The following is a 23,656-nucleotide window of genomic DNA, read 5'->3' on the forward strand; positions in this document are numbered from 1 at the left end:
CGAAGGCGCACGCCAAGCGCGCGGTGGAAAAACTTTCTTATGGGCAAAAAGCCCTTGAAAAAAGAGGGGAAAGTGGTGGGCGACCCTGGAATCGAACCAGGCGTGCGTCTCCGCGAGGGAGTTACAGTCCCCTGCCACACCTTGCGGCCTGTCGCCCACTTTCCCAGCACTTGCGTGCCGGACGTGGGGGGCTGATTACTAGTGGCCGGATGCTGCGTCAACCGGAAAATCGCTTGCAAGCGGTAGCCGCCCGTCGCATTGTCGCGGGCCGGAAAAGAGGGGCCTAATAGCCATGAAAAAACCCCGTTGGGTGATCGACAAGGAACAGGCCAAGCGGGCCGCAGCCTCTGAGACCGTATGGCTGTTTGGCTTGCACGCCGTGCGCGATGCGTTGGAAAACCCGGACCGCGAAAAGCTGCGCCTGATCGTGACCAAAAACGCCGCCGACAAGCTGGAAGCTGCGATTGCAGCCAGCGGAATCACGCCCGAAGAGGTAGACCCGCGCAAGTTCAACGCGCCGCTTGATCCCGGTTCGGTGCATCAAGGGGCCGCGCTTGAGGTCAAACCGCTGGACTGGGGTCCAATGGCTGAGGTTTGTCTCGGAGATGGGCGCACCGCCCCCCGTGTGGTGCTCTTGGACAGGGTCACGGACCCACATAACGTGGGCGCAATCCTGCGCTCTGCGGAAGTGTTCGGTGCGCGGGCGGTCATCGCCCCCCGTCACCACGCCGCGCCTGAGACCGGGGCTCTCGCCAAAACTGCCAGTGGTGCGCTGGAACGGCAGCCATATCTGCGCGTGCGCAATTTGGCCGATGCGATCATCGAGTTGCAGGCAATGGGGTATCTGGTGCTGGGGCTGGCAGGTGAGGCGGAGATGAGCATCGAGACCGCGATGGAGGGCAAGCGTGACCGGCCTGTGGCGCTTGTGCTCGGGGCCGAGGGGCCGGGCCTGCGCGAGCGCACCCGCGAGGTCTGCGATGCGCTGGTTCGGATTGAATATGCCAGCGACTTCGGCTCACTCAACGTGTCGAACGCGGCCGCGGTGGCCCTCTACGCCGCGCGGGGTTGAGGGCGGGATGCGGCATCCTCAAAGGCCGCGATGAAACGCCCCTTGATCATCCAACTGAGGCCAAAGGCGCAGAGGCCGAGGGATTCGAACAGGAACGTCAGGCGCAGGCTGTCCCAGAAGGCTTCGATGCTCTGCGCAAGCGCAAGCGGCAGGAGTACCTCCAGTAGTGTTGCCTTGATCGCCAGCACGCCCACCACCGCAAAGGTGATCCGCCCAAGTATGCGATACCACAGATTGCGCCGGTCCTTGCGGTTGCCCGCGAGGCGCGCCGCGGTGGTATTCTCGCGGGTGAAAACATAGGTCGAGAAATAGCCCAGCACCAGAAACATCACCCCCGCAGCGCCGAAATGCATCATTTGCAGGGCAGTGGGTACATCTGGTCCGATTTGGGCAAAACTGGCCCAGAAATCATAGCTGATCGTCCCCTCGACCGTGCCGCCGGGCGGGTGAAACTCCTCTGATCCGCGTGTGCCGGTCAAAAATACGCGCGCCACTTGGCCGGTGTAGGCGCAGCCCGAACCGGTGGTGGGCACAAAGGCGACGATGACGGCCGCCACCCCAGCGAGTTTCAGAAGGGCGACGTCATACCAGTGCCAGCCAAGGCACCCTTCGCGGCCCGGCGCACGAAAGCTGTAAAAGAACATCAGCAACAGCCCGATGAAGCTGAGGGCACCCACAAGAATATCGCCCCCGATCCGGCTGAAGTAATAGTGGCTGATTGAGGCGTTGAAACAGGTGTTGGTCAGGATCGACACCAGCCCGAGCGACACCGGCAGACCAAGCGCCACATATCCCACCCCCAGATTGAGGCGGCGCAGGTCGATGTCAAAGGGCAGGTCGCGCAGGTCCGGTCGGGAGGGGAGATCATCGGCCATCGGGCATATCCTGATTCAGACAGACAAGAGCAGCCTAACGTAAAGCTGCCAGAAGCCGAAACGCTTTAGGGGGCCAGCCAAGCATTTTGGCCCTCTGTCTGGCCCTGAAAGCCTTAAAATCGTTTACAGATTCTCGCAAATCAGGCTACTGTTCAAAAAAAATAAACAATTGAGCAGTAAAACCATGTTGGCAAGGCAGGAAAGCGCCGAACTCGGACTTTCGTTCGAAGAGGTGTTCCAATATCAATACGTGATTAGTCGGCGGGGGATTGATCCTCAGGGGATGAAGGTCTCTGCCTGTCGTGGTTGGCGGGTTCTGACGGGGCGTGCCCTGCCGGTCGCGCGACTGCATGATCGGGATGGGATTTTCATCGGGTTGCTGCTCGGGATCGCCACGGGACCGGACGGGGTAATCGAGGGAGAGTACAGCTTTGGCGATCTCTCTGCCGGTGTGCCAGAGTTTTTCAGCGATTTTGAACGGCATCTCAACGCCTTCGCAGGACGCTTCACGATCATCGTGACCTCGGGCGGAGACGAGCGCATCTATTGCGATCCGGTCGGGATGCTTGGCGTTGTCTACAACCCTCAGACGCGCCGTGTCGGCTCTAGCCTGAAGCTGTGTATCGAGGATGCGGTGCAGGATCACCCGCTTTATGACCACAGCATCAACGAGGCCTATGGCAGCAAGTATTCCCTGTTTCATACGCGCGATGCGCGGGTTCGGCGCATGAATCCGTCCTTCTATCTCGATCTCGCGAATTTCCACGAGAATCGTTACTGGCCGCGCGAAGACAGTTTCGACATGCCCGAGGGCGGGCTCGAAGCGGTCTATGACGAGCTGATCAACACCGCCCGGCACAGCATAGGGGCGATCGCTGCGCGCTATGACTGCGCCATGCCCCTGTCAGGAGGGCGCGACAGCCGGCTGCTCGCGGCGTTTGCCGGGCCGCATATGCAGAATATCCGCCAGGTTTTTACCCATGTGACGAATTACGCTACGCGGATTGATGCTGAAATCGCCAAGCGCCTTGCAGCTGTGATGGAGGTCGAGCACGAGGTCCATGATCGCCGCGCGCTACGTCCCGTGCCACGCCGGGTTCGGCGGAGCGAGCGATGTTTCCATCTGGCGGCAGGGGCGGTTTTGCCGTTGCCCAGTGAACTGGCGCGCGACGTCAATCATTGTCTCACACCGGGTTCGGTCGTGCTGCGTGGGCATCAGACCGACCTTCTACGCGCGGTCTTTGTGCGCAAGGCCGAGATGTCCCATTGGAAGGATTTCCGGTGGCAGATCGAGAAACTGCTGATCGTGCCGCGCAACCATTTCAATGACGAGGTCTATACGCGGTTCATGCCGGAATTCATGGCCTGGCATCGCACCCTGTCGCCTGTGGCGCGGTCGCGCGCGGTGGATATGATGTTCCTTGAAGTCTATTACGCGTCTTCCCTAGGCATGACCTTTCCGGGCCTGCACCGTCATTTTTATATGTCGCCGTTCAACAGCCGTCGAATGATCGAACTGAGCCTCAGTATCGACGTGACCTATCGCATCGGCGCAAAGCCGGTGGATGATCTTCTCTATCGCATGAACCCGGATCTCTTGTCAGTGCCCTTCGACAACGAGATTTCGGCCGACCTGTCCATTATCGACGGCCCTTCACCTGCACGGGATTTGCGTGTCGCCACCGCCGTGGCGCGTGCACCAGAGCAGGTCAGCGCCAAATCTGCGAGAAAACGCCGCGCGTGATGTTGGCTCGGCCGGGCTTGACCCTTGGGCGCGCCTCTACTAACTAGCCCTAGAGCGCGGGCGTTGTGTAATGGTAAGACCCTTGCCTTCCAAGCAAGAGACGCGGGTTCGATTCCCGCCGCCCGCTCCATTCTCTCCCATGCGAATAAGACCTGCGGCTGATCTGTCCACTTGACCCCGGCGTGATCGCCCGCCAAGAACCTTGGGCAAAGGATGAGGAATAGAAGTCTATGGTGCGCAGGGCCGAAAACGGGGCTGATCTGCTGGATCGCGAGAAATCGAAACATGTGGGCGCGTTGGCTGAACTTTGGCCATTCCTGCGTCCCTACCGCAAACTGCTGACGGCGGCGATTCTGGCGTTGGTTATCACCGCCAGTGTGGCCTTGATGCTTCCGCTCGCGGTGCGCCGCGTGGTGGACAATTTCAGTGCCGAGAATGGGGCCATCCTCGATCAGTATTTCGCCGCGGCGGTGCTGATTGCGGCGCTTTTGGCGGTCGGCACCGGGATGCGGTATCTGCTTGTGACCCGGTTGGGCGAACGCGTGGTCGCCGATATCCGCAAGGCCGTGTTCGACCGCGTGATCGGCATGAGCCCGGCCTTCTTCGAGCGGCTGATGACCGGCGAGGTGCTCAGCCGGATCACCACGGATACCACCCTCATTCTCTCGGTTATCGGGTCATCAGTCTCGATTGCTCTACGTAATTTGTTGATCCTGATTGGTGGCATGGGATTGATGATGCTGACCTCGGCCAAGCTGACGGGGCTGGTTCTTTTGATCGTGCCGCTGGTTATCGTGCCCATTCTCACCCTAGGGCGGCGGATGCGCGTGCTGAGTCGCGAAAATCAGGACTGGATCGCGCAGAGTTCCGGCAATGCCTCCGAGGCGCTCTTGTCGGTGCAGACCGTGCAGGCCTTTACGCATGAGAGCGAGAGCCGGGCACGCTTTGCCGATGTGACGGAGCGCAGCCATGATGCCGCGCGCCGCCGGGTGAATACCCGCGCGCTGATGACTGTGATCGTGATTTTCCTCGTTTTCACCGGCATTGTCGGTGTGCTCTGGATCGGCGCGCGCGATGTGCGCGCGGGTGGCATGACGGCCGGCAGCCTTGTGCAATTCGTCATCTACGCGGTGATGGTTGCGGGGGCGGTTGCGGCGCTGTCGGAAATCTGGGGCGAGTTGCAGCGCGCGGCAGGTGCCACCGAGCGTCTGGTCGAACTCTTGCAGGCCGAAGACCCGGTGCGCGATCCTGCGGGCCCTCTGGCCGTGCCGCGCCCGGTGCGAGGCGAAATCGCCTTTGAGGACGTGCACTTTGCCTATCCGTCGCGTCCGGGTATCCCGGCGCTGGATCACGTGACCCTGACCATCCGCCCCGGCGAAACCGTGGCGCTTGTCGGCCCCTCGGGCGCGGGCAAGACCAGCGTCATTCAACTGATCCAGCGGTTCTATGATCCGGATGCGGGGCGCATCACTCTGGATGGGGTGGCACTCTCGGATATGGCGCGGCACGATTTCCGCCGCGATCTGGCGCTTGTGCCGCAGGACCCGGTGATCTTTGCCGCTTCGGCGCGCGACAACATCCGGTTTGGACGTCTCGACGCGACCGAGGCCGAGATCGAGGCGGCGGCGAGGGCGGCCAATGCGCATGAATTCATCCTGCGCTTGCCAGATGGGTATGACACCTATGTGGGCGAGCGTGGCGTGATGCTCTCGGGCGGGCAGAAGCAACGCATTGCCATCGCCCGCGCCATCCTGCGCGATGCGGCGGTTTTGTTGTTGGACGAGGCCACCTCGGCACTGGATGCCGAAAGCGAGCGCGCGGTGCAATCGGCGGTCGATGCCATGGCACGGACCCGCACCACGATCATCGTAGCGCACCGCCTCGCGACAGTTAAAAAGGCGGATCGTATCGTGGTGATGGATCAGGGCCGGATCGTGGCGCAGGGCACGCATGACAGCCTTGTGGCCGAGAATGGCCTCTATGCGCGGCTTGCGCGTTTGCAATTCACCGATGGAGAGGCGGCCTGAGCGGCGCGAAGCGCCTTCGTAATTCGTAAGTTGTGGTGGACCGCCTCGCAAACGCGTCCCGTTCAGGACCAATTCACCGATTACACCGGGCGGGAATGTGAGGCGGCCCCGCAGATCAGCCCTCAGAAGGACATGATCCGCGTCTCATCCGCCAGAAGGCGCGCGGCCACGGCAGGCGGTTTTGCGGCGCTGATCCCCTCGACCAAAGCTGTCGTATCTACGCCCTTGTTGGGCAGGTAGATGGCGCAGACCTCAACTGTGGCCCCAGCCTCGATGATCTTCTGCATCAGGCCTTGCGGGCTCATGCCCATGGGGGCCTGTGGCGCGGTGGCACTGGCCGGTGCCTCTTTGAGAGCCAAGTCTCCAGCGGGTCCGCAGAGCAACACATAAGAACTCGCCCCGGCCTGTATCGTCTGCATGGTTAGGACCATGCCCATCAGTTGGGTTTGCGGCTCTGCACTGGTCAGGATCGTAACCATCTTTTTGGAGTCTTCGGCGGTGGCGGGGTTTGTGAGGGTGGCCAGACCGAGCGCCGCTGCGGTGATGACTTCGCGCATGATGTCCTCTTTTCTAGCAAAGATGAATTCTGAATCCGTGTTTTCAGGGTCACCCTAGGCTGTGTGCAGGCCTATCGACCTTGATCTGGATCAATCACATTCGGAAAGAAGAATTTGAGGCAGCTTCAGAGAAAGCTGACAGACCCTCTGGGTTCGAAATTGCGCCAAATTCTGCGTCTTCACTGGGCTCGCTTTCGTGTCGAGATACCAAAACTGAGGGATTTCCCCCATTTTGTCAGCGCGACTGGCGGCATAATTGTGTAACCTCATGCCTGAAACGGAGAGTACTAGATGTCGACACCACAGTCCTCGGACATGCGCCCCACGCCCGATCCCGCCGAAGATAATGCCTTTTTCCCCTCGCCCTATTCCCTGAGCCAGTTTACCGCGCCGGTTTCCGATCTGTCGGGGGCGGACTATCCTCGTCCCTATTCCGGGGGGCGCTGGAAGATTTTGGTGATCTGTGCAGATGAACGCTATTTGCGGATGGAGAATGGCACGATGTTTTCGACCGGAAATCATCCAGTCGAGACCCTCCTTCCGCTCTATCATCTTGATAAGGCCGGGTTTGGCTTCGATTTCGCGACGATTTCTGGTTATCCAGCCAAGTTTGAACTCTGGGCCATGCCGAGGCAGGACCCTGAGGTAATGGGCCTGTTCGCAAAATATGCCGAAGCCTTGAAAGCACCTATGAAATTGCGAGATGTCGTCGCAAAGGTGCTTGAGGGAGGGTCAGACTACATCGGGGTGTTTATCCCAGGTGGGCATGGTGCATTGATTGGTCTGCCCGAGAGTGCCGAGGTCAAGACCTTGCTTGAATGGGTTGCAGCCGAGGACAAGTTTCTGATCTCGCTGTGTCACGGCCCTGCTGCCTTTTTGGCCGTGGGCAAGGACAGCACGATCTACAAAGGCCGCAAGATCGTGGCCTTTCCGGATGCAATGGACGCGCAAACCCCCAAGATTGGCTATATGCCCGGGCATCTGACGTGGAAATTCGGAGAGGAATTGCAGGCCATCGGCTTTGAGATTCTCAACGAGGGTATTTCCGGTCAGGTCCACAAGGATGGTAAAATCCTGACCGGTGACAGCCCTTTGGCTGGTAATGGCTTGGGCAAACTGGCGGCGACGGAACTGTTGGCTGAGGTGCACAACAAGTGAGCCATGAGCCCGCGGATTCGGTTCTTTCAGTTCTTTTGCGGCTGGAGGAGGCCACAACGCTTGAAGGGGTCTCGCAGGTTATCTGCGAGACCTGCGAACCGCTTGGGTATGACCGGGTGCTGCTGTTTTCGGCAGCTGCGCAGCGGGAGCAGATCGTGAGCAGAGTGTATTGGGTCAAAGGTGATTGGTTCGGTGATGGCAGCACAGTTGATGCCGAAACCTATCTCCAGAGATGCCCCATCACCCTCAATGTACTTAAGTTCAGCGTGCCGTTTTTCTGGACCAAGACGCCGAATGCCGAATATCGGGTTGTGCGCACCCCGAGCCTGTCGGGCACCAATGGGTTTCAGGTGCCGATTTACGGGCCGATTGGCTTGGAGGGTGCGGTGAGCTTTGGAGGCAGCCGCATCGACGCCTCTCGGCGGGTGCAACTTTTGTTGACCTTGTTGGCGGAGCAGGCCTTTCGGGTCAGCCGCGCCTTGATCGAAGGTGAGAGCCCCGAAACGGGCCCTCTGTCGACGCGCGAACGCGAGGTTCTGGCTTGGGTTGCGGCCGGGCGCCGAGGGGCCGAGATTGCCGGCACTCTGGGAATTTCTCAGAGGACGGTTGAAAATCACCTGCGTAACGCGCGCAATCGTTTGGCTGTTAAGACCACGGCACAGGCGGTGCAGGCGGCCATTCGGCTTGGTCAATTGGATGGGTTACCAGACTGAGCGACAGTTCACCTGTTCCCAAGCTTGGCGTGCTTTGATCAGGTGTCCCCATCGCCCAACCGTGCCAGAATCGCTGTAGTGTCGAGCGTGCCGATTGCCCCGGCCACCCGTCCGCGTGGCTCGCTGAGCCGCGTGGCGATATAAGCCTCGGCGACAACACCGGGTGCCTGCCGCATCAGCACCGAGGCTGTCAGAAGCGTGGCGAGGCTTTCGGCATACCACCGCGCCTGCGCCTCTTCGGGCAATTTGGGAAAGCTCTGCATATGCGCCTTGAGGGCAGCGTCAAAGCGCCGGTCCTGCCCCGCGACGCTGGCCAGTTCCGTGCTCAACGCCTCGCCGGCCAAGGGCTCTTTGCGCAGAGTCCGCAGGATGTCGAGGCAGATGACATTGCCCGATCCTTCCCAGATCGAATTGAGCGGGGCTTCGCGATACAAGAGGGGCAGGGGGGTGTCTTCGACATAGCCCATGCCGCCCATGATCTCCATCGCCTCATAAACCACGCCGGGACAAAGCTTGTTGCCGAGGAATTTCGCAAGCGCTACGCCAAGCCGGGCAAACGCGCGCTCAGCGGCGCTGCGCCCGTCAAATGCTCGCGCCACATGTAGCCCAAGCGCTAGTGTGCCCTCCCAATCGAGTATGAGATCTGCCAGAACGGCGCGCATCAAGGGCTGGTCAATCAGTTGCTTTTGAAAGACGGACCGATTGCGCGTCCAATAGTGTGCGTGATCCAGTGCCGCGCGCATCAACCCTGCCGGGGCCATGGCCGTATCCAGTCGCGTGTGATGCACCATTTCGAGAATGGTGCGCAGCCCTGCGCCCTCGTCGCCCAAACGATAGGCAATTGCCCCGTTATACTCGATCTCCGCGGACGCATTGGCGCGGTTTCCAAGTTTATCCTTAAGGCGCTGAATCTGAATACCATTGCGCGCGTCGTCTAAACAACGGGGCACAAGAAAACAGGTCAACCCTTCAGGCGCTTGCGCCAGAGTCAGAAACCCATCCGACATCGGTGCGGAACAGAACCATTTATGCCCGATGAGGCGATAGGTATCACCCTCGGGCGTGGCGGTGGTGGTATTGGCGCGAATGTCCGATCCCCCCTGCTTTTCGGTCATTGCCATGCCGAGTGTGGCACCTGGCTTGCGCACGAGTGGCTTGGGAGCCGGGTCATAGGCACGGGCCGTGAGCTTGGGCACCCAGTCGGCAAAGAGCGCCTTGTCCGCCCGGAGTGCGGGCACAGCGGCATAGGTCATGGTCATTGGACAGCACACACCCGGCTCCACCTGAGAGGTGAGATAGACCAAAGCGGCATGGCTGGCATGACCGCCCTTTGCCCCCTCCCACGGAAGAGCCGCGTAGCCTGCGCTGATACCAACGCGCATGAGGTCGTGATAAGCGGGGTGAAAGAGCACCTCGTCCAATCTGCGCCCGCCTGTATCAAAAAGCACGAGTTCCGGCGGGTGTCGATTGGCCGCGCGCCCCGCCGCGCGAAGGGTTTCGGTGCCAATCCGTGTGCCATAGGCCGCAAGCACTTCGGGATCTGCCCCTGCTGCCGTTGCATGGCTCTGCAAGCCCGGATCATTCGCCCAGAGATCGAGATCGCCCCGTGGCGCGGGCTGGTTGGTCACCTCATGGGTGCCGGGCATGTCCTTTGGCGGGCTGCCGTGCATCGGGCTCTCCTTTGGCGGGTATGCTAGAGCGTAGAGTTGTCTGGTGAAAGGGGATTCACAAAGCGTCCCGCCTGTGGCATGGTGCCGGAAACGCCCGATACGAGGCGGTATGAAGAGGCAGACCAGAGCATGACACCCCGCAGCCGCCCTTGGGGCCTTTTGATCTTTTTCCTAATTGCTTTCTTTCTGGGGGCGTACTTTACATTTGCGGCTGTGCAAGGGGACTACGGGCTGTTCCGCCGCGCGGAAATCGACGCGCAAAGTGTAGAGTTGCAGGCCCAGCTTGAGGCACTCAACGCTCGTGTGGCGCGGATGGAGAACCTGACCCGGCGGTTGTCGGATGGCTATCTTGACCTTGATCTATTGGATCAGCAGGCGCGCGACGTGCTTGGGTTGCTGCGCAGCGACGAGATCGTGATCCGCTGATCTGCGTCACGCCTCGGCCTTTTTCTCCCAACGACCGCCCGCTTCGGACCAGTATTGCGCGGCGCAGCCTGCGCCGGTCAGCGCTTTCCACTGACCGCGCGCCACCTGAACCGCTGCATCGTCATTGCCGTCAAAGAGGATGCAGACCCTTTCCATCGCCTGTACCTCTTCGGCCCGCACCTCTGCCCCGTCGATTGCCATGAGGCAGGCCGCCCCGTTCGGACAAGCGCTTTCAGTTGTCAGCAAAACTGGCTGATCGGCATCTTGCAGCCCGCCAGCAATGCCATGCGGCAGAAACCCATCCTCTGGCCCCAGCCAGAGCCGCTCATCCAGCCAGGCAAGCCGCGCTGCATCCCGTCCCCGCACCGCCACCCGCCAGCCCGCGCCCAAGGATTTCTCCAAGAGCATGGGCAGCGTTGCCTCAAGCGGTTGGCGCGTCAGATGATAGAAATAGGCGGCCCCCATCAACTCTCCTCGAGCATGTCCGCCACCAGACGGTTGAGCGCCAGAACGCCCCAGCCGGTCGCGCCTTTGGGTGCATAGGTCGTGTCAGCCTTGACACTGGCCACGCCCGCAATGTCGAGATGCACCCATGGCATTCCCTCTTGTACGAAACGGTGAAGAAACTCGGCTGCCGTGATCGTGCCTGCGGGGCGTCCGGCGGAATTCTTTATATCGGCGATCTGGCCTTTGATCATATCAGCATAGCCCTGCCCAAGTGGCAAGCGCCACGCACCTTCGCCCTCGGTCTTGGCCGCACGCAGGAAGGCGTTGCAGAGCCCTTCATCGTTGCTCAGAACGGCGGCGTTCTCATGGCCCAAGGCCACGATGCAGGCTCCGGTGAGGGTTGCCAGATCAACCATGCCGCGCGGCTTGTAGGTTTCCTGCGCATACCAGAGCACATCTGCCAGCACGAGCCGTCCCTCGGCGTCGGTGTTGATTACCTCGATGGTGTCACCCTTCATTGAGGTCACAACATCGCCTGGACGGGTCGCACGATCCGACGGCATGTTTTCCACGATGCCTACAAGGCCCACGACGTTTGCCTTGGCCTTGCGCAGAGCCAGCGTACGCATGACACCAGCGACCACGCCGGCGCCGCCCATGTCCATCGTCATCTCTTCCATGCCCGCTGCCGGTTTCAGGCTGATACCGCCGGTGTCGAACACCACGCCCTTGCCGATCAGGGCCAGAGGAGCCTCGCCTTTTGGCCCGCCCAGCCATTCCATGATCGCCAGTTTTGACGGGCTGACGCTGCCGTGGCCGACGGACAAGAGCGCACCCATCCCCAGCTTCTCCATGTCCTTTTCTTCAAGAATGGTGATCTTGAGACCCAGATCCTTCATCGCGGAGATGCGATTGGCGAATTCGGTGGTGGTCAAGTGATTGGCAGGCTCATTGACGAGATCGCGGGTGAAGAACACGCCCTCGGCGAGGGCCAAAGTGGGCGCAGCCTCGGCTTTGATTTCATCCGGTCTGCCGGTCATCAGCGTGACGGCACCGGGCTCTTTGGGGGTGGTGTCGGCCTTGGGCTGCGACTTGTGCGGGGTGAATTCATAGGCACGCAAGAGCACACCTAACAGGACCTCGACCGGGCGACGAAGCGCCGACCCTAGGATCAAAAGTGGCTTGTCTCCCTTGATACGTCCAAGATTGACGCCTGCGCGACGGCTCTCGGCGGAGCTGGCGCTGCGCGGCAGGATGACCACATCGACCGCCTCTGCCGCCATGCCCGAGGGCCAGTTGATGGTGATCACGTCGCCCGGTTTCTTTTCGTTCAGGGCCGCCGCCTCGACCAGCCGCGCCAGGGCGCCGCGCGTCATGCGGTTGATCTTGCGCGCGCCTGCATCCAGCTTGCCTTCAGGGGGAATGATCACGGCGATACGACCGGGCGTTGTGGCGAGCGCCTCCAGGTCAGTTTCGGCAAAGACAACGGGCACGGGTTGGGTCATCGGGGGCTCTCCTTGGTTCGGCTAGCCCAAGACCTAGCGCGGCTCGTCGCCAATGACCAGTTAGCAGTTTTCCCCCGCAATCAATTCCGCTAGGTTGCCCGGCAAGACTGCTGCCACGGGGGATAAGTGTGACCAGATTCGACAGATACATGCTGTCGCAATTCATGGTTTTGTTCGGTTTCTTTGCGCTCGTTCTGGTTTCGATCTTCTGGATCAACAAGGCGGTGCGCATGTTCGACCGGCTGATCGGGGATGGCCAGCCCGCTTGGGTGTTTGTGGAATTCACGGCATTGACGCTGCCGGGGGTGATCGGCGTCGTGCTGCCGATCGCGGCCTTTGCCTCTGCTGTCTACGTGGTCAACCGCCTGTCCAGCGAAAGCGAGCTGACGGTGATGCAGGCCACCGGCTATTCACCGTTGCGCCTGGCGCGCCCGGTATTTGTGTTTGGAGTGATTGTCGCCCTGATGATGTCGCTCCTGGCGCATTTCCTCATTCCCACTAGTCTGAGCCAGTTGCGCTTGCGGCTGGACGAGGTGTCGCGCAACATCACCGCCAAATTGCTGAGCGAGGGCGAATTTCTGCATCCGGCCCCCGGCGTGACCTTTTATATCCGCGAGATCACGCTGTCGGGCGAATTGCGTGACGTGTTCCTGTCTGATCGGCGCGACCCAGAGGCACCTGTGACCTATACCTCGTCCCGCGCCTATCTGGTGCAAGAGGGGGGCGGCACGCGGCTGGTCATGGTATCCGGTCTTGCCCAGAATATCCGCGCGGAGCAAAACCGGCTCTTCACGACCTATTTTGATGATTTTTCCTATGACATCAGCAGCCTTGTTCAGCGAGATGTGGTCAACCTCGATGAGGTGGCGTTTGCCAGCACGCTCGAGATGCTGCGAGACCCGGAGAGCGTTGCTGAGCGTACGGGCGTCAGTGTCGGGGCCGTGATGGCCCAAATGCATGGCCGCGTCACTGCGGCCCTTCTCTGTGTCATCGCGGCGCTGGTTGGATTCTGCACCCTGCTTGTGGGGGCGCATAGCCGGTTTGGCGTCTGGCGTCAGATACTTCTGGCATTTGGACTTCTGGTGGGCCTCAAGATTGTCGAGAGCCTCGTTCTCGCACCGGTTCTGGTCAGCGCGGCGCTCTGGCCGCTGCTATATCTTCCCGCGTTGATCGGGTTGGCGCTTTCGGGGCTATTGCTGACGCTGGCCAGCTATCCGGGCCTCTGGCAGCGGCTGCGCCACAGGGGTTCCGCGGCGGAGGTGTCGACATGATCCTAGAACGCTACTTCGGCCGTCGTTTCTTCATCAGCTTCATGGCGGTAACGATCACGATGATCGTGATCATGGGGCTTATTGACCTGATGGATGAGTTGGGCGATTTCCCGGAACTGGCCTTTGGGCAGGTGTTGGGAATCGTGCTGCTGAAACTGCCCGAAGCCTATTACGAGATCATTCCTCTGGTGATGATCCTTGCCTCGGTCGCACTTTTCCTGCGGTTGGCGCGCTCGTCCGAAATGGTGGTGTTGCGGGCCTCGGGGCGGTCCGCGCTGCGCGGGCTGTTGGCCCCTGCGGCGGTGGCGCTTGCTATTGGCCTTTTAGGGCTGGCGGTGGGCAATCCGCTGGTGGCGGCCACCGCGAAACGGCATCACGATCTGGTCAACAGCTACTCTGGTCGAACCTATTCTGATCTTGCCATTGCGTCGGAGGGGCTCTGGTTGCGGCAGGGGGGGACGGCCGGCCAGACGGTGATCTATGCAGCCCGGTCCAGCTCTGATCTGAGCACCCTGTATGGTCCCAGCTTTTACGACTTTGCCCCTGACGGCCAGCCCCTGCGACGTATCAGCGCCAATACGGCGCGGCTTGAGGCGGGGGCGTGGCTGCTTGAAGACGCCAAGATCTGGGACCTCGCCGAGAACATCAACCCCGAGGCCACCGCACGCCAAGAGGCGCAATTGAGCGTGCCTTCGGACCTGACCCAGGATCGCATTCTCGACAGTTTCGGCAGCCCGGAATACATCCCGATCTGGGAGTTGCCGAAGTTCATAGATCAACTGGAGGAGGCTGGATTTTCTGCGCGTCGCTATGCCATCTGGTTCCAGAGCGAATTGGCGCAGCCGGTCTTTCTGGTGGCGCTTGTTCTGATTTCGGCGGCACTGACCATGGGGCACACGCGCGGGGCGAATGTCGGGCTCTCGGTGCTGACGGCGGTTCTTTTGGGATTCGGCCTGCATTACGTGCGCAATTTCGCGCATATCTTGGGCGAGAACGGCCAGCTTCCGATCCTTCTGGCGGCCTGGGCGCCGCCTGTGGCATCGCTCTTCATCGGTCTCGGTATCCTGCTGCATCTGGAGGACGGATGACCCGGTCTTTGCGCCTTCTCCTTGCTTTGCTGCTCTGTCTTGCACCCCCGCTTGCGGCGCAGGAACCGCCCTCTGATCCGGCGGTTCTGGTCGCGGATGATGTGCGTCTGACGGCGGACAACCGCCTGATTGCGACCGGCAATGTCGAAGCACTCTATCAGGGGCGCCGCCTCACGGCGCGCGAAATTGCCTATGACCACGACACCGGCCAGTTGGTGATCACCGGGCCGCTGACCCTGGCGGATGTCGAGGGGGCGTTGGTCGTGGCTGATAGTGCCGAGCTTGACCGCGATCTGACCAATGGCATTCTGCGCGGGGCGCGGATCGTCATGCAGGATCAATTGCAACTGGCGGCGGTCGAGATGCGCCGCACCGATGCGCGCTTCAACCAGCTTTACAAGACCGCCGTCACGTCTTGCCGGGTATGTGACAACGGTCGTCCGCCGCTCTGGCAAATCCGGGCACAGCGGGTGATCCATGATGAGCAGGAACGTCAGCTCTATTTTGACAACGCGCAGTTTCGCATTCTGAACACAACCGTTCTCTATCTGCCGCGTCTGCGCCTGCCTGATCCGACCGTTGATCGGTCACGCGGGTTTCTGACTCCTTCGCTGGTGAATTCGTCGCTTTTGGGCACCGGCATCCGCGTGCCTTACTTCATTCCGATTGGCGACAGTCGCGACCTGACGCTTGCACCGTTCCTTGCGACCAATTCCAAGCGGCTTGAGTTCCGCTATCGGCAGGTGTTTCGCAAGGGCGAGATCGAATTCAATGGTGCAGTGGCTGAAGATGATTTCAGCCCCGATCCAACCCGCGGCTATCTGTTCGGTGCGGGGCGGTTCGAATTGCCGCAGGATTTCACCCTGCGGTTCAATGTCGAACTGGCGAGCGACGATACGTTCTTGCTGGATCACGGGTTCTCCGACAAGGACCGCTTGATCAATGAGGTGTCGATCGAACGTGCGCGCCGCGACGAATATATCCGCGGTGCGATCACGCATTTCCAGTCGCGTCGCGTGGGCGAGAGCAACGCGACCTTGCCCACGTTTGCGGGCAATGCCGAGTATGAACGGCGGTTCTTTCCGGCGCGTCTCGGGGGCGAGCTGCGCTTTGGGGCGGCATTGCACAGCCATTACCGCAGCTCTGATTCGACGCTGGCCACGCTGGATCGTTTTGCCGATGGGCGCGATGTGACGCGGCTCACCAGCCGCGTGGACTGGTATCGCGGCTGGACCCTGCCGGCTGGCGTGCTGGCCACCCTTCAGACCGGGTTGATCGTCGATCATTTCAAGATTTCGCAAGCCGGTGTCACCGCCGCATCGCAGGCGACCGAACTGACCCCCACGCTCGCGCTGGAACTGCGATGGCCGCTGCTCAAATCGACCCGCCATGCCGTGACCCATGTGATCGAGCCCGTGGCGCAATTGTCGTGGAGCGGCGGATCGAATCCCGATATTCCGCTTGATGAGGCGACACTGATCGAGTTTGACGAGGGCAATCTTTTCAATCCCTCACGGTTCAATGCCCCCGACCGCCGCGAGCGTGGGTACACTGCCGCTTATGGGGTGAGCTATACCCGGTTTGATCCGGCGGGTTGGCAAGGGAGCCTTGCGTTGGGCCAAGTCTGGCGCGACGAGCGCTTGCTGGAGAGCGACGGCCTGACGCCCAGCTTTGCCAAGTCTTCGGGCTTGCGCGCCCGAGCCTCGGACCTCCTGATTGCCGGGCAGTTCCGCAATGCCACCGGCCTGACCGTCACAGCGCGGGGGCTGTTCGATGCCATGTTCGACACGACCAAGGCCGAGGCTCGCGCCAGTTGGCGCAATGATGACACAAACATTGCGGCCACTTATGTCTGGCTGTCGGCTGATCCCGCCGAAAACCGGCCCGCGAAAGTGTCCGAGTGGGCGATTGACGGCAGTTATCGTTTCGCTCAGCACTGGACCGGCCATGCCGAATGGCGATTTGATGCGGCGGCTGAGCGCAGCGTCCGCGCCGGCGCAGGGCTGACATATTCAAATGAATGCGTGGACGTCACGCTTTCGGTCTCGCGCCGGTTTACCTCTTCGACTATCCTTGAACCGGAAACCAACATCGGCTTTACGGTAGGGTTTAAGGGGTTCTCCTCCGCGACCCGTGACCCAAGCTTTACCCGGACTTGCAGGAACTGACCAGAATGACACCCATCCTCCGCCGCCTGACTGCCGCTCTGACCCTTGCCGTTGTCGGCGTAACGGGGGGGGCCCTGAGCGGGGGTATGGTGCAGGCGCAAAATCTGTTCTCGCCGCAAATCCATGTCAATGATCAGGCAATCACCGGCTATGAGTTGCAGCAGCGTGCGCGTCTTCTGACGCTGTTTCGCGCACCCGGCGACCCGCAGCGACTGGCGCGCGAGCAACTGATTGAGGAGCGCATCAAACTTGATGCGGCCCGGATCTCGGGGCTGGTGCTTGAGGAGGATATGGTGCGGGCCGGGATGGAAGAATTTGCCGGACGCGCCAATATGACTGCCGAACAGCTTATTACCGCACTAGGGCAGTCAGGTGTCTCGCAAGAGTCGTTCCGCGAATTCGTGCGCGCAGGGATCACATGGCGCGAGTTGACGCGCGCGCGCTTTGCCGCCCGTGTCTCTGTGAGCGAGGATGATCTGGAACGCGCGACGCGCGCTCTGACAGGTGGTGCTGCGGTGCGTGTGCTCTTGTCGGAAATCATCCTGCCCGTCACAAGTCTTGAGGACGCAGAGACAAAGCAAGCCTTGGCTGCCTCCATTGCCGAATCCGCCAGCGAAGGCGCATTCGCTGAGGCCGCACGCCGCTATTCCGCCGCGCCTTCTGCTGGACGGGGTGGGCGGATGAACTGGGTTTCGCTGTCGGAATTGCCCGCCGGGCTGCGTCCCATCGTGCTGGGGCTGGCCCCCGGCGAGGTATCTGATCCGCTGCCGCTCGATGGAGCCTTGGCGCTCTTTTACATGCGCGACATCGAGGAGACGACGGTGCCGACGCCCGAATATTCCGCCATTGAATACGCGGCCTATTACATACCCGGTGGGCGCAGCGAAGCGGCTCTGCAGCGCGCGGCGCAGGTTAGGGCCGCGGTCGATACTTGCGATGATCTCTACGGTGTGGCCTATGGTCAGCCGCCCGAGGTGCTCGAGCGTGGGTCCAAGGCCCCCGAGGAAATTCCGCAGGATATCGCCATGGCGCTCGCCTCGCTTGATCCCGGTGAAAGCTCGACCAGCGTGACTCGCGCCAATGGTCAAACGCTGGTGTTCCTGATGCTCTGTGGTCGCTCGCCCAAGGTCGATGGCGAGGCACCGTCGGTCGAGGATCTCTCGAATTTCATCCGCAACCAGCGGATCGAGTCCTTTGCCAATGGCTATCTCGAACAGCTGCGCGCCGAGGCGCGGATCATCGAGAAGTGAGCACGCCAATCGCGCTCAGCTGCGGAGAGCCCGCGGGCATCGGACCCGAAATCGTGGCCGCCGCCTGGGATAGTCTGCGCGGCGCCCTGCCATTTTTCTTGATTGGTGACCCTGCGCATTTGCCCTCTGGCACGCCCATTGCGCGTATTACCGATCCCGCCGAAGTCTCGGAGGTTTGCGCCCATTCCTTGCCGGTGTTGGAGCATGGGTTTGAGGGGCCTCTGACGCTTGGCACACCGAACCCAACCCATGCGCGCGGTGTAATAGACGTGATCGCGCGCGGTGTTGACCTTGTGCAATCGGGCGCGGCACTGGCGCTCTGCACAGCCCCGATCCATAAGCAGGCGCTTCAGGATGGGGCGGGCTTCGGCTTTCCGGGGCACACCGAATATCTCGCGCATCTGGCAGGGGTGGACCGCGTGGTGATGATGCTGGCCTCGGATCAATTGCGGGTCGTGCCCACGACCATCCACATACCGCTCAAGGACGTGCCGCAGGCGCTGACGCCCGATCTGCTGGAAGAGACGATCCGCATCACCCATGCCGCCTTGATCCGCGATTATGGCCTCAGCGCGCCGCGTTTGGCCATTGCGGGCCTTAACCCCCATGCCGGAGAGGGGGGCAAGATGGGGCGTGAAGAGATCGAGGTGATTGCGCCTGTGCTGGCTCGCCTGCGCGCAGAGGGTCTGGACCTGCGAGGTCCGATGTCGGCGGATACGATGTTTCATGCTGCCGCCCGCGCCAATTATGACGCCGCGATCTGCATGTACCACGATCAGGCGCTGATCCCGATCAAGACGCTGGATTTCGACCGGGGCGTCAATGTCACGCTCGGCCTACCCTTTATCCGCACCTCGCCGGATCATGGCACGGCCTTGGATATCGCAGGGCAGGGGCGGGCCAATCCCACTTCTTTGATCGAGGCGCTGAAACTGGCGCAGATCATGGGTGAGGCACGCCGCAGATGAGTGCGCTCGACAACCTTCCGCCGCTGGCCAAGGTCATTGCGGCACATGGTCTTTCTGCCCGTAAATCCTTGGGTCAAAATTTCCTGCTCGATCTGAACCTTACCTCAAAAATCGCCCGGCAGGCCGGGGATCTGACCGCATGCGACGTGCTTGAAATCGGCCCCGGTCCCGGTGGATTGACCCGCGGGCTCTTGATGGAGGGCGCGCGTCATGTGCTCGCCATTGAGAAAGACGCGCGCTGTCTGCCTGCGCTGCAAGAGATTGCCGAGGCGGCACCGGGCCGCCTCATGGTGCTCAATGCCGATGCGCTTGATCTGGACCCTCTGGCACATCTGACGCCGCCAATTCGCGTGGTGTCGAACCTGCCCTATAATGTTGGCACCGAATTGCTGGTTCGCTGGCTTACGCCGCCTGATTGGCCCCCCTTCTGGCAGTCGCTCACCCTCATGTTTCAGCGCGAAGTGGCCGAACGGATCGTGGCGCAACCGGGGGGCAAGGCCTATGGCCGTCTGGCCCTCTTGTCGCAATGGCGTGCGGTGCCGCGGATCGTGATGCACCTGCCGCCGGGCGCCTTTACCCCCCCGCCCAAGGTCTCGAGTGCGGTGGTGCATCTGAAAGCATTATCCGAGCCGCGTTTCCCCGCTGACCCCAAGATATTGGAGCGCGTCGTCGCCCGCGCCTTCAATCAACGCCGCAAGATGCTTCGTGCGGCGCTCAAGGGGGCGGCACCGGATATCGAGGATCGGCTGTTGGCGGCGGGCATACAGCCCACGGACCGCGCCGAAACCGTAGGTCTGGAGCAGTTTTGCGCGCTCGCACGGGTCATGCCGGGCGGGGCAGAGGCTTGAGAACCCGAGGCTCTTGATCGCATACGCGCCAATTTCCCCCACGTAAAATTCCCTCTCGCAACCGAGGCGCGATTGGTGTATGAAATAGTTTAATGCTAAACTATATTTGCCAACAAGGAGTCGCCGCCTCATGGTTGCCCGGAAAAGCACAAAGAAACCAAACGTTTCAGCCGAAGATCTCAAGCAATATTACCGCGACATGCTGCTGATCCGGCGATTCGAGGAAAAGGCTGGCCAACTTTATGGCATGGGCCTGATCGGCGGCTTCTGCCACCTCTACATCGGTCAAGAGGCCGTCGTTGTCGGTCTTGAGGCCGCCGCCGAAGAAGGCGACCGCCGCATCACCACCTACCGCGACCACGGACACATGCTCGCCTGCGGCATGGACCCCAACGGCGTCATGGCCGAGCTTACGGGCCGCGAGGGCGGCTATAGCCGGGGCAAGGGCGGCTCGATGCACATGTTCTCGACCGAAAAGCGGTTTTACGGCGGTCATGGCATCGTGGGGGCCAACGTGCCCTTGGGCGCAGGTCTGGCATTTGCGGACAAATACCTTGGCAATGATCGCGTGACCTTCACCTATTTCGGCGACGGCGCGGCCAATCAGGGGCAGGTCTATGAGACCTTCAATATGGCCGCCCTCTGGCAGTTGCCGGTGATCTTCGTGATCGAAAACAACCAATACGCCATGGGCACGTCGCAGAAACGCTCGACCTCCAGCCCTGATATTTACACGCGCGGGCAAGCCTTTGGCATTCCCGGCGAGGCAGTCGATGGCATGGACGTGCTGGCCGTGAAAGAAGCGGGCGACAAGGCCGTCGCACACTGCCGCTCGGGTGCTGGCCCCTACATCCTCGAGATCAAGACTTATCGCTATCGCGGCCACTCCATGTCTGACCCGGCCAAATACCGCACCCGCGAAGAGGTGCAGAAAATGCGCGAGGAAAAGGACGCCATCGAACACGTGCGCGAATTGCTGGTGTCGGGCGGTCACGCTGCCGAAGAGGACCTCAAGGCGATCGACAAAGAGATCAAGGATGTGGTGAACGCCAGTGCCGAGTTCGCCAAGGAAAGCCCTGAGCCCGCGCTCGAGGAGCTTTGGACCGATATTATTGCCGATGCGGCACCGCAGAACGCCTGAGGAGGAGAGACGACAATGGCAACCGAAATCCTGATGCCCGCCCTCTCGCCGACGATGGAAGAGGGCACGCTGGCCAAATGGCTGGTCAAGGAAGGCGACACCGTCAAGGCCGGTGACATCCTCGCCGAAATCGAAACAGACAAGGCCACGATGGAATTCGAGGCGGTCGATGAGGGCGTTATGGGCAAGATCCTGATCGCCGACGGCACCGAGGGGGTCAAGGTCAATACCCCCATCGCGGTAATGCTAGAGGACGGCGAGAGTGCCGATGACGTGGCAAGCGCGCCTGCCACCAAGACGGCAGAGGCAGCCCCCGCCGCCGCGCCCACGCCCGCCCCTGCAACCGCCAAAGCCCCCGAAGCACCGAAGGCCAACACCAGCCCGGACTGGCCCGAAGGCACAGAGATGCAGACCATGACGGTGCGCGAAGCGCTCAATTCCGCCATGGCCGAGGAAATGCGCCGCGACGATACGGTCTTTGTCATGGGCGAGGAGGTGGCCGAATACCAAGGCGCCTACAAGATCACCCAGAACCTGCTCGAGGAATTCGGTGCCAAGCGGGTGATCGACACACCCATCACCGAGCACGGCTTTGCCGGGATTGGGGTGGGGGCCTCTTGGGGGGGCTTGCGGCCTATCGTCGAATTCATGACCTGGAACTTTGCCATGCAGGCGATTGACCAGATCATCAACTCCGCCGCCAAGACCCTCTATATGTCGGGTGGCCAGATGGGTAGCCCCATCGTGTTCCGCGGCCCGAACGGCGCGGCCGCGCGCGTCGGTGCGCAGCACTCCCAGGATTACGCGGCATGGTACGCCCAGGTGCCCGGCCTGCGCGTGGTTCAGCCCTATTCCGCGGCGGATGCCAAGGGTCTCTTGAAAACCGCGATTCGTGATCCCAACCCGGTGGTTTTCCTTGAAAACGAAATCCTCTACGGCCGCTCTTTCGAAGTGCCCAAGATGGACGATTTCACCATTCCCTTCGGCAAGGCCAAGATCTGGCGCGAGGGCACGGATGTAACAATCGTCAGCTTTGGCATCGGCATGACCTACGCGCTGGAGGCCGCCGACAAGCTGGCCGAGGACGGGATCAGCGCCGAGGTGATCGACCTGCGCACCCTGCGCCCGATGGATACGGATACGGTGATTGCGAGCGTGATGAAGACCAACCGCTGCGTGACAGTGGAAGAGGGCTGGCCGGTGGCCTCGATTGGCAACCATATCTCGTCGGTTCTCATGCAAAAGGCGTTCGACTATCTCGACGCGCCGGTCATCAATTGCACGGGCAAGGATGTGCCGATGCCCTATGCCGCCAATCTGGAAAAGCTGGCCCTGACGTCCACCCAAGAGGTGATCGACGCCGTGCGCCAAGTGACCTATCGCTGAGGGAGAGACGACAATGGCAACCGAAATTCTGATGCCCGCCCTCTCGCCGACGATGGAAGAGGGCACATTGGCCAAATGGCTGGTCAAGGAAGGCGATACCGTTTCCGCTGGCGACCTTCTGGCCGAGATCGAGACCGACAAGGCCACGATGGAATTCGAGGCCGTAGACGAAGGCGTCGTCGGCAAGCTCCTGGTGGCCGAGGGCACCGAAGGGGTCAAGGTCAACACGCCGATTGCGGTTATGCTGGACGAGGGCGAGAGTGCCTCGGATATTTCCAGTGCCCCGGCCAAGGCCGAGGCTCCGGCGGCCAAGCAAGCCGAAGCTGAAGCTGAAGCTGAAGCTGAGGCCGCACCGCAATCTGCAAGCGCCGCCAAGCCTGCGCCCGCCGCGCCGAAATCGGGTGATGGTGCCCGGATCTTTGCTTCGCCGCTCGCCCGTCGCATCGCGGCGGACAAGGGCATTGATCTCGCCGGGATCACAGGGTCTGGCCCGCACGGCCGGATCGTCAAGGCGGATGTCGAAGGAGCCAAGGCTGGCACCGCCCCTGCCGCAGCCGCCACAGAGGCCGCCGCACCCAAGCCCGCAGCGCCGGCCGCTGTAGCCGCCGCTGGTCCGTCTTCGGATGCCGTGGTGGCGATGTATCAGGGCCGCGCCTATGAAGAGGTCAAGCTTGACGGGATGCGCAAGACCATTGCCGCGCGCCTGACCGAGGCCAAGCAGACCGTGCCGCATTTCTACCTGCGCCGCGAAATCCGTCTGGATGCGCTGATGAAATTCCGCGCCGAGTTGAACAAGCAGTTGGAGCCGCGTGGCGTCAAGCTCTCGGTGAACGATTTTATCATCAAGGCCTGCGCGCTCGCGCTTCAGGCGGTGCCGGATGCCAATGCCGTCTGGGCCGGTGACAAGGTGCTGCGCCTCAAACCTTCGGACGTGGCCGTCGCCGTGGCCATCGAAGGCGGGCTGTTCACCCCGGTGCTGAAGGATGCAGAGATGAAATCGCTCTCTGCCCTCTCGGCAGAAATGAAAGACCTCGCCAAACGCGCCCGCGACCGCAAGTTGGCACCGCAGGAGTATCAGGGCGGCACCTTTGCCATTTCCAACCTTGGCATGTTCGGGATCGAGAATTTCGATGCCGTGATCAACCCGCCGCACGGGGCGATCCTAGCCGTGGGTGCCGGTCTGAAAAAGCCGGTGGTCGGGAAGGATGGCGAATTGACCGTGGCTACGGTCATGTCGGTGACGCTCTCGGTCGATCACCGGGTGATCGACGGTGCGCTCGGTGCCGAGCTTTTGACGCAGATTGTCGAGAACCTCGAAAATCCGATGGTCATGCTGGCCTAAGGA

The 23,656-nt window shown here is 61.4% G+C and carries 20 protein-coding genes and 2 tRNA genes; 16 read left to right on the plus strand and 6 right to left on the minus strand.

The window, feature by feature from the left end:
* Positions 1-73 precede the first annotated feature (73 nt).
* Positions 74-157 (minus strand) — tRNA-Tyr (locus AACZ65_RS04690).
* Positions 158-292: 135 nt separating this feature from the next.
* Between AACZ65_RS04690 and rlmB the strand changes: the two genes are divergently transcribed.
* The gene (gene rlmB, locus AACZ65_RS04695) at positions 293-1,069 is read left to right on the plus strand and encodes a 23S rRNA (guanosine(2251)-2'-O)-methyltransferase RlmB (RefSeq protein WP_339668437.1); all 777 of its coding nucleotides are present in this window, start codon (positions 293-295) and stop codon (positions 1,067-1,069) included.
* Here rlmB and AACZ65_RS04700 read toward each other — a convergent pair.
* Positions 1,051-1,944, minus strand: coding sequence for a hypothetical protein (locus AACZ65_RS04700; protein ID WP_339668439.1), 894 nt, complete (start codon positions 1,942-1,944; stop codon positions 1,051-1,053). The two genes, rlmB and AACZ65_RS04700, sit on opposite strands and share 19 nt — an antisense overlap.
* A 184-nt stretch (positions 1,945-2,128) precedes the next feature.
* On the opposite strand from AACZ65_RS04700, the gene AACZ65_RS04705 reads away from it, so the two are divergent.
* The 3 genes from AACZ65_RS04705 (at position 2,129) to AACZ65_RS04715 (ending at position 5,715) form a co-directional block, all read left to right on the plus strand.
* Positions 2,129-3,688: an asparagine synthase-related protein gene (locus AACZ65_RS04705; RefSeq protein WP_339668441.1), complete on the plus strand. Its 1,560-nt coding sequence runs from the start codon at positions 2,129-2,131 to the stop codon at positions 3,686-3,688.
* A 56-nt stretch (positions 3,689-3,744) separates the two neighbouring features.
* Positions 3,745-3,818: transfer RNA gene (locus tag AACZ65_RS04710), tRNA-Gly, on the plus strand.
* A gap of 100 nt (positions 3,819-3,918) precedes the next feature.
* Positions 3,919-5,715 carry an ABC transporter transmembrane domain-containing protein gene (locus AACZ65_RS04715; protein WP_339668443.1) on the plus strand — a complete coding sequence of 599 codons (1,797 nt, stop codon included), beginning with the start codon at positions 3,919-3,921 and terminating at the stop codon, positions 5,713-5,715.
* 122 nt (positions 5,716-5,837) lie between these two features.
* On the opposite strand, the gene AACZ65_RS04720 is transcribed toward AACZ65_RS04715, so the two are convergent.
* Positions 5,838-6,272 carry a hypothetical protein gene (locus tag AACZ65_RS04720; protein WP_339668444.1) on the minus strand — a complete coding sequence of 145 codons (435 nt, stop codon included), beginning with the start codon at positions 6,270-6,272 and terminating at the stop codon, positions 5,838-5,840.
* Between the two features lie 291 nt (positions 6,273-6,563).
* Here AACZ65_RS04720 and hchA point away from each other — a divergent pair, with 291 nt between their 5' ends.
* On the plus strand, positions 6,564-7,430 hold the full coding sequence (gene hchA, locus AACZ65_RS04725) for a glyoxalase III HchA (RefSeq protein WP_339668446.1): 867 nt from the start codon (positions 6,564-6,566) through the stop codon (positions 7,428-7,430).
* Positions 7,427-8,143, plus strand: a complete 717-nt coding sequence (locus tag AACZ65_RS04730; protein WP_339668447.1) for a PA1136 family autoinducer-binding transcriptional regulator — start codon at positions 7,427-7,429, stop codon at positions 8,141-8,143. Before hchA ends, AACZ65_RS04730 begins: the two co-directional genes overlap by 4 nt.
* Positions 8,144-8,181: 38 nt before the next feature.
* Here the strand turns inward: AACZ65_RS04730 and AACZ65_RS04735 are convergent, their stop codons facing one another.
* Positions 8,182-9,813, minus strand: a complete 1,632-nt coding sequence (locus AACZ65_RS04735; RefSeq protein ID WP_339668449.1) for an acyl-CoA dehydrogenase family protein — start codon at positions 9,811-9,813, stop codon at positions 8,182-8,184.
* 129 nt (positions 9,814-9,942) lie between these two features.
* Between AACZ65_RS04735 and AACZ65_RS04740 the strand changes: the two genes are divergently transcribed.
* Entirely contained in the window at positions 9,943-10,239 is a 297-nt protein-coding gene (locus tag AACZ65_RS04740) for a septum formation initiator family protein (RefSeq protein ID WP_037269723.1), read from the plus strand.
* Positions 10,240-10,245: 6 nt separating this feature from the next.
* Here the strand turns inward: AACZ65_RS04740 and AACZ65_RS04745 are convergent, their stop codons facing one another.
* On the minus strand, positions 10,246-10,704 hold the full coding sequence (locus AACZ65_RS04745) for a DNA polymerase III subunit chi (RefSeq protein ID WP_339668451.1): 459 nt from the start codon (positions 10,702-10,704) through the stop codon (positions 10,246-10,248).
* A complete protein-coding gene (locus AACZ65_RS04750) occupies positions 10,704-12,191 on the minus strand; it encodes a leucyl aminopeptidase (protein WP_339668453.1) in 1,488 nt (495 codons plus the stop codon). The genes AACZ65_RS04745 and AACZ65_RS04750 overlap by 1 nt, the downstream gene beginning before the upstream one ends.
* Positions 12,192-12,340: 149 nt before the next feature.
* On the opposite strand from AACZ65_RS04750, the gene lptF reads away from it, so the two are divergent.
* From lptF to AACZ65_RS04795, 9 genes are all read left to right on the plus strand, one after another.
* Entirely contained in the window at positions 12,341-13,462 is a 1,122-nt protein-coding gene (gene lptF / locus AACZ65_RS04755) for an LPS export ABC transporter permease LptF (RefSeq protein WP_339668487.1), read from the plus strand.
* A complete protein-coding gene (lptG, locus tag AACZ65_RS04760) occupies positions 13,459-14,550 on the plus strand; it encodes an LPS export ABC transporter permease LptG (RefSeq protein ID WP_339668454.1) in 1,092 nt (363 codons plus the stop codon). The genes lptF and lptG overlap by 4 nt, the downstream gene beginning before the upstream one ends.
* On the plus strand, positions 14,547-16,718 hold the full coding sequence (lptD, locus tag AACZ65_RS04765; protein ID WP_339668455.1) for an LPS assembly protein LptD: 2,172 nt from the start codon (positions 14,547-14,549) through the stop codon (positions 16,716-16,718). The genes lptG and lptD overlap by 4 nt, the downstream gene beginning before the upstream one ends.
* A gap of 5 nt (positions 16,719-16,723) precedes the next feature.
* Positions 16,724-17,968: a peptidylprolyl isomerase gene (locus AACZ65_RS04770; protein ID WP_339668456.1), complete on the plus strand. Its 1,245-nt coding sequence runs from the start codon at positions 16,724-16,726 to the stop codon at positions 17,966-17,968.
* A complete protein-coding gene (gene pdxA / locus AACZ65_RS04775; RefSeq protein ID WP_339668457.1) occupies positions 17,965-18,936 on the plus strand; it encodes a 4-hydroxythreonine-4-phosphate dehydrogenase PdxA in 972 nt (323 codons plus the stop codon). Before AACZ65_RS04770 ends, pdxA begins: the two co-directional genes overlap by 4 nt.
* Entirely contained in the window at positions 18,933-19,784 is an 852-nt protein-coding gene (gene rsmA / locus AACZ65_RS04780; RefSeq protein ID WP_339668458.1) for a 16S rRNA (adenine(1518)-N(6)/adenine(1519)-N(6))-dimethyltransferase RsmA, read from the plus strand. The genes pdxA and rsmA overlap by 4 nt, the downstream gene beginning before the upstream one ends.
* Before the next feature lie 130 nt (positions 19,785-19,914).
* Complete coding sequence (gene pdhA / locus AACZ65_RS04785; RefSeq protein WP_339668460.1) at positions 19,915-20,925, plus strand: pyruvate dehydrogenase (acetyl-transferring) E1 component subunit alpha; 1,011 nt, start codon at positions 19,915-19,917, stop codon at positions 20,923-20,925.
* A gap of 15 nt (positions 20,926-20,940) precedes the next feature.
* Positions 20,941-22,311 carry a pyruvate dehydrogenase complex E1 component subunit beta gene (locus tag AACZ65_RS04790; protein WP_339668461.1) on the plus strand — a complete coding sequence of 457 codons (1,371 nt, stop codon included), beginning with the start codon at positions 20,941-20,943 and terminating at the stop codon, positions 22,309-22,311.
* Between the two features lie 13 nt (positions 22,312-22,324).
* The gene (locus AACZ65_RS04795; RefSeq protein ID WP_339668462.1) at positions 22,325-23,653 is read left to right on the plus strand and encodes a pyruvate dehydrogenase complex dihydrolipoamide acetyltransferase; all 1,329 of its coding nucleotides are present in this window, start codon (positions 22,325-22,327) and stop codon (positions 23,651-23,653) included.
* Positions 23,654-23,656 lie beyond the last annotated feature (3 nt).

Source organism: uncultured Roseovarius sp. (genome assembly GCF_963972555.1).
In the GTDB taxonomy this organism is placed as follows: Bacteria; Pseudomonadota; Alphaproteobacteria; order Rhodobacterales; family Rhodobacteraceae; genus Roseovarius; species Roseovarius mucosus.

What these genes read in the sequence shown, in the direction of transcription:
- rlmB (WP_339668437.1), top strand. Translation starts at nt 293, where the DNA reads ATGAAAAAACCCCGTTGGGTGATCGACAAGGAACAGGCCAAGCGGGCC.
- AACZ65_RS04700 (WP_339668439.1), bottom strand. Translation starts at nt 1,944, where the DNA reads ATGGCCGATGATCTCCCCTCCCGACCGGACCTGCGCGACCTGCCCTTT.
- AACZ65_RS04705 (WP_339668441.1), top strand. Translation starts at nt 2,129, where the DNA reads ATGTTGGCAAGGCAGGAAAGCGCCGAACTCGGACTTTCGTTCGAAGAG.
- AACZ65_RS04715 (WP_339668443.1), top strand. Translation starts at nt 3,919, where the DNA reads ATGGTGCGCAGGGCCGAAAACGGGGCTGATCTGCTGGATCGCGAGAAA.
- AACZ65_RS04720 (WP_339668444.1), bottom strand. Translation starts at nt 6,272, where the DNA reads ATGCGCGAAGTCATCACCGCAGCGGCGCTCGGTCTGGCCACCCTCACA.
- hchA (WP_339668446.1), top strand. Translation starts at nt 6,564, where the DNA reads ATGTCGACACCACAGTCCTCGGACATGCGCCCCACGCCCGATCCCGCC.
- AACZ65_RS04735 (WP_339668449.1), bottom strand. Translation starts at nt 9,813, where the DNA reads ATGCACGGCAGCCCGCCAAAGGACATGCCCGGCACCCATGAGGTGACC.
- AACZ65_RS04740 (WP_037269723.1), top strand. Translation starts at nt 9,943, where the DNA reads ATGACACCCCGCAGCCGCCCTTGGGGCCTTTTGATCTTTTTCCTAATT.
- AACZ65_RS04745 (WP_339668451.1), bottom strand. Translation starts at nt 10,704, where the DNA reads ATGGGGGCCGCCTATTTCTATCATCTGACGCGCCAACCGCTTGAGGCA.
- AACZ65_RS04750 (WP_339668453.1), bottom strand. Translation starts at nt 12,191, where the DNA reads ATGACCCAACCCGTGCCCGTTGTCTTTGCCGAAACTGACCTGGAGGCG.
- lptF (WP_339668487.1), top strand. Translation starts at nt 12,341, where the DNA reads ATGCTGTCGCAATTCATGGTTTTGTTCGGTTTCTTTGCGCTCGTTCTG.
- lptG (WP_339668454.1), top strand. Translation starts at nt 13,459, where the DNA reads ATGATCCTAGAACGCTACTTCGGCCGTCGTTTCTTCATCAGCTTCATG.
- lptD (WP_339668455.1), top strand. Translation starts at nt 14,547, where the DNA reads ATGACCCGGTCTTTGCGCCTTCTCCTTGCTTTGCTGCTCTGTCTTGCA.
- AACZ65_RS04770 (WP_339668456.1), top strand. Translation starts at nt 16,724, where the DNA reads ATGACACCCATCCTCCGCCGCCTGACTGCCGCTCTGACCCTTGCCGTT.
- rsmA (WP_339668458.1), top strand. Translation starts at nt 18,933, where the DNA reads ATGAGTGCGCTCGACAACCTTCCGCCGCTGGCCAAGGTCATTGCGGCA.
- pdhA (WP_339668460.1), top strand. Translation starts at nt 19,915, where the DNA reads ATGGTTGCCCGGAAAAGCACAAAGAAACCAAACGTTTCAGCCGAAGAT.
- AACZ65_RS04790 (WP_339668461.1), top strand. Translation starts at nt 20,941, where the DNA reads ATGGCAACCGAAATCCTGATGCCCGCCCTCTCGCCGACGATGGAAGAG.
- AACZ65_RS04795 (WP_339668462.1), top strand. Translation starts at nt 22,325, where the DNA reads ATGGCAACCGAAATTCTGATGCCCGCCCTCTCGCCGACGATGGAAGAG.